Here is a 5,972-nt window from a genome sequence, read left to right on the forward strand (position 1 = left end):
GAAATTTGTAAACGATGTGCTTGCATAAAGTGTAAAGGATGTCCTTGCACAAAATGTAAACGATGTTATTCTTGACAACGTGCGAGCCCCTACAAACGTCTTACAGCGAGCACCTACAAATGCCCTCCAGGCACCTCTCTTATCAGGAAAGGCCAGTTACGAACCACTAGCCACGAATAATCTCGCTCCAGGCGTTGGCGATGTCGGCGAATTCCTGGAGAGACAGTGTTTCCCCGCGGCGTTTGCCGTCGATGCCTGTTTTTTCCAGGACCTGGGCGATTTGTTCCTTGCTCATGCCCGTGTTTTTCAAGGCGTTGGAAAAGGTCTTGCGGCGCTGCTGGAAGGCCGCTTTGACGACCTGGAAGAAGCGCTTTTCGTCGATTAAATCGACAGGCGGCTGCTGGCGGACGTCCATGGCGACGACGGCCGACGTGACTTCCGGTGCCGGCATGAAGCATTTCGGCGAGATTTCAAAGAGCATCTGCGGCTGCGTATAGTACTGGACCGACACCGACAGAGCCCCGTAAATCTTATGGCCCGGTTCGGCTACCATGCGTTCGGCCACTTCCTTCTGGACCATGACGACGATGCGCTTGATGGGTAGCTTCTGTTCCAGGAGCTTCATGATGATCGGCGTCGTGATATAGTAGGGCAGATTGGCACAGACCGTGAAGGGCTGGTGATTCATGACTTCTTCAATGTCGATGCGCAGGATGTCGCCGTGGACGACGCGCACGTTGTCATAGTGTTCCAAGGTCTTGTCGAGGACGGGCAACAGATGGTCGTCCAGTTCGACAGCCGTGACGGCTGCGCCCGTTTCGGCCAGGGCCTGGGTCAGGGTGCCGATGCCCGGCCCGATTTCCAGGACCGGATCGCCCTCCCCGATTTCGGCAGCGTCGGCAATGTCGTCGACGACGGCGTGACGGATGAGAAAATTCTGGCCCAGTTTCTTATTCATGCGCAGGCCAAAGCGTTTGACGACGTAGCGGACGACGTCGGGATTGGACAAGTCGACTTCTTTCATTTATTTCACCTCGTGGATCTGACGGAGGGCATCATCCCATTCGTCACGGGTGACGCCGTAATGGTTCAAGCGTTTCAAAAACTGTTTGGCATTGCCATAGCCGATACCCAGGATGGCGCCGACTTCGGCCCGGCGGTCGGCCGCATCAGGCGTCCCGTTGAGGCCAGCAGCGGAAATGTCCTGCATGGTAAAGGTCGCCTGCGGTTCATACGTCGCACAGCGGACTTTGGACAAGGCCAGGCGGATGGCTTCCGGCGAGGCCTGTTCGACGCCCAGGTCGTTGTTGGCAATGGCATCTTTCCTGGGGATAAAGGCGTGTTTGGCATTAGGGAAGCGGTCGGTCAGGAACTTGCGGATCTGTTCGCCGGCCCGGTCGGGGTCGGTCAGGATGATGATGCCCCGCTTTTCATAAGCACAGCGGATCTGTTCCAGCGTGTGAGGCTTCAAATTGAAACCATCTGTCGTAATCATATCGACGTCGATGTGACTGGCCCGGATGCGGGCGACATCGGACCGGCCTTCGACGACGAGGACTTCCTTAATCATGAGCGGCTCCTTCCCGGTGTTCGGCAATGTACTGGGCTGCGCTGAGGATGGCCAGGACATTGTGTTCAAAGACGATGCCGCCTTGGAGATAAATCATGTACGGGTCGCGGATCGGGCCGTCGGCCGACAATTCGATAGACGAACCCTGAACGAAATCACCGGCGGCCATGATGATCTTATCGGCATAGCCCGGCATATCGTCGGGAATGGGTGTGACGTGGGCGTCGACAGGCGAGAAGGACTGGATACCCTGGCAGAAGAGACACATGTTCTGTTCGTTTTCCAGGTAAATGGTCTGGATCAGGTCGACGCGCGGGTCCTGGACGGCCGGCGAGACCTTGAAGCCCATCTTTTCAAAGACAGCCGCTGCAAAGACGGCCCCTTTGATAGCCTGAGCCGTAACGTGCGGTGCCATGAAGAAGCCCTGGAAAAAGAGGCGGTAGCCGGCTGCATAGGAACCGAGTTCGTCGCCCAGGCCCGGAGCCGTCAGGTAGTCGGCTGCGGCGTGGACCAGTTCTTCCTTGCCGGCAATATAGCCGCCTGTGGGAGCAATGCCGCCGCCGGGATTCTTTATGAGCGACCCGGCGATGATGTCGGCACCGGCTTCAATCGGTTCTTCTTCAGCAGCAAATTCGCCATAACAGTTGTCGACGAAGCAAATCGTCTTGGGGCTGACCTTCTTGACGACGGAAATAATAGAACGGATATCATCAATCGTCAAGGATGCCCGCGTGCTGTAACCGCGGGAACGCTGGATGAGGACCAGTTTCGGCTGCTTTTCGGCGACGGCCGCTTCAATGCCGGCCAAATCATAGGCGTTGTCCTTCAAGGGGACTTCCTCATAGCGGACGCCCTTTTCCTTCAAAGAGTGCGGCGTTTCATGGGCATAGCCGATGACGCCCTGCATCGTGTCATAAGGCGCCCCGACGAGGCTCATCATGAGATCGCCGGTCTGCAACAGGGCCAGCAGGACCGTCGCCAGCGCATGGGTCCCCGATACGAAGTGGGGCCGGACAATGGCCTTTTCGGCCTTGAAGACGCGGGCAAAGACTTCATCGAGCTTTTCCCGGCCCATGTCGCTGTAGCCATAGCCCGACGTACCGGCAAACTGGTACGAAGAAATCTGGGCTTCCTTATAAGCGGCCAGGACTTTCGCCGTATTATGGAGACAAATCGTATCAATGCGTTCAAACTGGTCCGCACATTCGGCCAGCGCTTCTTTTCGTAATGTTTCTAAATCCAAAGACAATGTCATGATTCCTTTCTATAATGAATGTATAAGTTAGTGGCTAGTGGTTAGTGAATAGTAGTTAGGGGTTAGGGGCTAGTGGCTCTCCTCATAGGAGAGCTGTCAGCTCTGCTGACTGAGAGGTTCTTCCAGACAATGAGACGCTATACCGTTCAGGACCTTTTTTCATTTCGGGCCGCCCTCCGGGACGGCCCCTACGGAGATTGCTTTTTTCCTTACAGTCCGCTGTTTCGCAGGTCGCAGGTCGCTGAAGGAAACCTCTCCGCCTTACGGCACCTCCCCTATCAGGGGAGGCTTTCGGCTCTCCTCATAGGAGAGCTGTCAGCTGCGGGCCGCCCTCTGGGACGGCCCCTACGGAGGTTGCTTTTCTACTTGCCGCCTGCGCCTTCCCGTCATGGGAAAGGCACATCCCCCAGCACAGCCTGTATCAATGCTTCTTCTCCATCGTACTGGTCCTTGTCGTACCAGTGGATATAGGGCATGCGTTTGAACCACGTGAGCTGGCGTTTGGCAAAGCGCCGCGTCCGGGTCTTGATGCGGGCTGCGGCGTCATCGAGGGGCATCTGTCCCTGGAGATACAGGGCCAGTTCCTGATAGCCGATGGCCTTCATGGACTGACAGCCCGGCGGGATGCCCTTGTCCAGCAGGTACCGCACTTCATCAACCCAGCCGGCGGCAATCATGGCGTCGACGCGCTCTTCAATGCGCCGGTACAAGACATCCCGCGGCAGGCGCAGACCGATGACGTAAGCGTCATAGACTACATCCCGAGCCTTGCCGGCCCGGACGAAAGATTTTCCTTCGCCCTGCTCGATGGCGCTGACCAGGCGGGTCAGGCGGTGCGTGTTGGAAAACAGCTCGTGCCAGTCCGGCGGCTGCCAGTCCGTTTCTGTCTCGATATAGGCCTTCAGTTCCTCTTGACTGAGAGCGTCGATCCGCGCCTGGGCCGCTTCCTTGTCGGCTTCGGTCATGCGGGCCGTCTGGAAATCATAGCCTTCCAGGAGGGACTGGACGTATAGGCCCGTACCGCCGACGAGAATGGGTATCTTCCCCTTTCCGTTGACTTCGGCAATGGCCTTTCCCGCCATATCACAGAAGCGGGCTGCCGAATAGGGTTCGTCGGGCTCAGCAATATCGATGAGATAATGGTGATAGCGGGCCAGTTCGTCCGCCGTCGGCTTGGCCGTACCGATATCCATATGGCGGTAAATCTGGTAGGCGTCGCCGGAAATGAGGTCGGTCCCGTAGTGTTCGGCCAGGGCAAAACTGAGGGCCGTCTTGCCGACCGCCGTCGGACCGATGATGGCAATTACTTTTTCCATGAATCACACTCCAATACGGCATAGCCAATGCGGCTGTATTTGCCGCCATATAAGGCAACATCCGGGAAATCGCGGCAGAGCTGGCGGAAATCCCGTTCTTTGATGACCACCCGGCGCCGGGCTTTCTGCAGCGCCCGTTCGATGAGGTCCCGCGTCAGACCGCCGTGTTCCATGATGGCCCGGACGGGCTGGAACTGGCAGCTCGCCTCGACAGGCCGCTGGAACATGGGGTCGAAATAGAGGACGTCGTACACAGGCCCGTCATCGGATAAGAGATAATCGCGATAGTCGCCACAGCGCAGGGAAATCCGGCGCAGCGCCGCCGTGACGTCGTCTTTCTTATGGACAAAGTGGGAAAAGCCCCAGGCCGTAACGGCTTCCAGCAAAGGCGATACTTCCAGGGCATCGACGCGGGAGCCAGCCGGCAGACCGAAAGAGGCGACGGCCGCATCGGCGCCAAAACCACAGGTACAATCGAGGACGGAAATGGGCGGCTGTGCCGCTGCAGGCCGCAGGTCGTACTCCTTCACCCCCATCAGGGCTTCCAGGAGATGGTCGCGCTGGCCTTTCCGCAGGTTCTGGATGCGCAGTTCAGCCATGTTGAGGCTGAAGAAATGGCTGCCTTCCGGGCGGTCTATCTGAGGCCCCCGTGAGGAATAGACGAGGAAATCCTCGCCGTATTCATCCATCAAATCCTGTATGGTCCGCTTTCCCCGCGGCACATAGGCAAAGCCCTGGCTTTCGGCCCAGGCTTTCCCTTCACATTGTAATTTTTCTTTGGCCTTCAATGAAGGCACGACGTAAATCATATGAGTCATGTCCGTTTAAATAAGTGCGCTAATTCTTTTGGCGTAAAGCGGATGATCGTCGGCCGGCCATGAGGGCAGACGTAGGGTTTTTCCGTATGGAACAAATCATCCAGGAGCTGCTTCATCTGGCGGATATTGAGGCTGTCTCCGGCCTTGACGGCACCGTGGCAGGACAGATAGGCCAGCGAACGATGGCGGACCATGGCTTTATCCGGTTCCTTCTGGTCATGCAGGAGCAGGCAGATATCCTTTAAAGAATCGGCAATATCGCTGGTCTGCAAATCGCAGGGCACTTCTTCGACGCGCAGCGTCGTCGGCCCGGCTTCGGAATAGGTATAGCCCAGGTCGTTGAAGACATCCTGCCGTTCCAATAAGAGCGTCATATCCTCGTTGTCGACTTCGACGAACTCCGGCGTCAGCAACTGCTGGCTCGGCATCCGTTCGACACGCTTGCAGAACGTATCGTAGCGGATCCGTTCATGAGCCGCGTGCTGATCGACGATGTATAAATCCTGACCCTTCTTGGCAATGATGAAGCAGTCCGCCACTTCCCCTAAGGGAATGAAGACGTCGTCATCGCCGTCAAAGACGATTTTAGGCGCTGACGCCTCGGAAACGACCGACGTCGCTTCCGACGGGCCGCCCTGGCCATGCTGGGCCAAAGCCTGGGAAAACAAGGAAGAACCATCCGCAAGAGGCTCCCCTGATAGGGGAGCTGTCCGCGTAGCGGACTGAGAGGTTGCCTTTTCCCATTGCGGGCCGCCCTTTGGGACGGCCCCTACGGAGGTTGCTTGGCCACTTTCCTGCGAGCGGGCGCCCCACGTGGGCGCCCCTACATGGGCTTGCTGCGGGCCGCCCTTTGGGACGGCCCCTACAGAGGTTGCCTGGCCACTCTCCTGCGAGCGGGCGCCCCACGTGGGCGCCCCTACATGGGCCTGCTGCGGGCCGCCCTTTGGGACGGCCCCTACGGAGGTTGCCTGGCCACTCTCCTGCGAGCGGGCGCCCCCCGTGGGCGCCCCGAC

6 protein-coding genes are annotated in these 5,972 nt (G+C 58.0%); all 6 read right to left on the minus strand.

What is annotated here, in order from left to right:
• Positions 1-166: 166 nt before the first annotated feature.
• Positions 167-1,024, minus strand: coding sequence for a 16S rRNA (adenine(1518)-N(6)/adenine(1519)-N(6))-dimethyltransferase RsmA (gene rsmA, locus WMO23_RS10685; protein WP_292282561.1), 858 nt, complete (start codon positions 1,022-1,024; stop codon positions 167-169).
• A complete protein-coding gene (gene rnmV, locus WMO23_RS10690; protein WP_020311233.1) occupies positions 1,025-1,570 on the minus strand; it encodes a ribonuclease M5 in 546 nt (181 codons plus the stop codon).
• Complete coding sequence (locus tag WMO23_RS10695) at positions 1,563-2,825, minus strand: methionine gamma-lyase family protein (protein WP_020311232.1); 1,263 nt, start codon at positions 2,823-2,825, stop codon at positions 1,563-1,565. Before WMO23_RS10695 ends, rnmV begins: the two co-directional genes overlap by 8 nt.
• Positions 2,826-3,211: 386 nt before the next feature.
• Positions 3,212-4,141 carry a tRNA (adenosine(37)-N6)-dimethylallyltransferase MiaA gene (miaA, locus tag WMO23_RS10700; protein WP_020311231.1) on the minus strand — a complete coding sequence of 310 codons (930 nt, stop codon included), beginning with the start codon at positions 4,139-4,141 and terminating at the stop codon, positions 3,212-3,214.
• Positions 4,129-4,959, minus strand: coding sequence for a class I SAM-dependent methyltransferase (locus WMO23_RS10705; RefSeq protein WP_292106734.1), 831 nt, complete (start codon positions 4,957-4,959; stop codon positions 4,129-4,131). The genes miaA and WMO23_RS10705 overlap by 13 nt, the downstream gene beginning before the upstream one ends.
• Positions 4,956-5,627: a DNA mismatch repair MutL family protein gene (locus WMO23_RS10710; protein WP_337510259.1), complete on the minus strand. Its 672-nt coding sequence runs from the start codon at positions 5,625-5,627 to the stop codon at positions 4,956-4,958. The genes WMO23_RS10705 and WMO23_RS10710 overlap by 4 nt, the downstream gene beginning before the upstream one ends.
• Between the last annotated feature and the right edge of the window lie 345 nt (positions 5,628-5,972).

This window comes from Megasphaera intestinihominis (assembly GCF_040096415.1).
Taxonomy (GTDB): domain Bacteria; phylum Bacillota; class Negativicutes; order Veillonellales; family Megasphaeraceae; genus Megasphaera; species Megasphaera intestinihominis.

What these genes read in the sequence shown, in the direction of transcription:
- rsmA (WP_292282561.1), bottom strand. Translation starts at nt 1,024, where the DNA reads ATGAAAGAAGTCGACTTGTCCAATCCCGACGTCGTCCGCTACGTCGTC.
- rnmV (WP_020311233.1), bottom strand. Translation starts at nt 1,570, where the DNA reads ATGATTAAGGAAGTCCTCGTCGTCGAAGGCCGGTCCGATGTCGCCCGC.
- WMO23_RS10695 (WP_020311232.1), bottom strand. Translation starts at nt 2,825, where the DNA reads ATGACATTGTCTTTGGATTTAGAAACATTACGAAAAGAAGCGCTGGCC.
- miaA (WP_020311231.1), bottom strand. Translation starts at nt 4,141, where the DNA reads ATGGAAAAAGTAATTGCCATCATCGGTCCGACGGCGGTCGGCAAGACG.
- WMO23_RS10705 (WP_292106734.1), bottom strand. Translation starts at nt 4,959, where the DNA reads ATGACTCATATGATTTACGTCGTGCCTTCATTGAAGGCCAAAGAAAAA.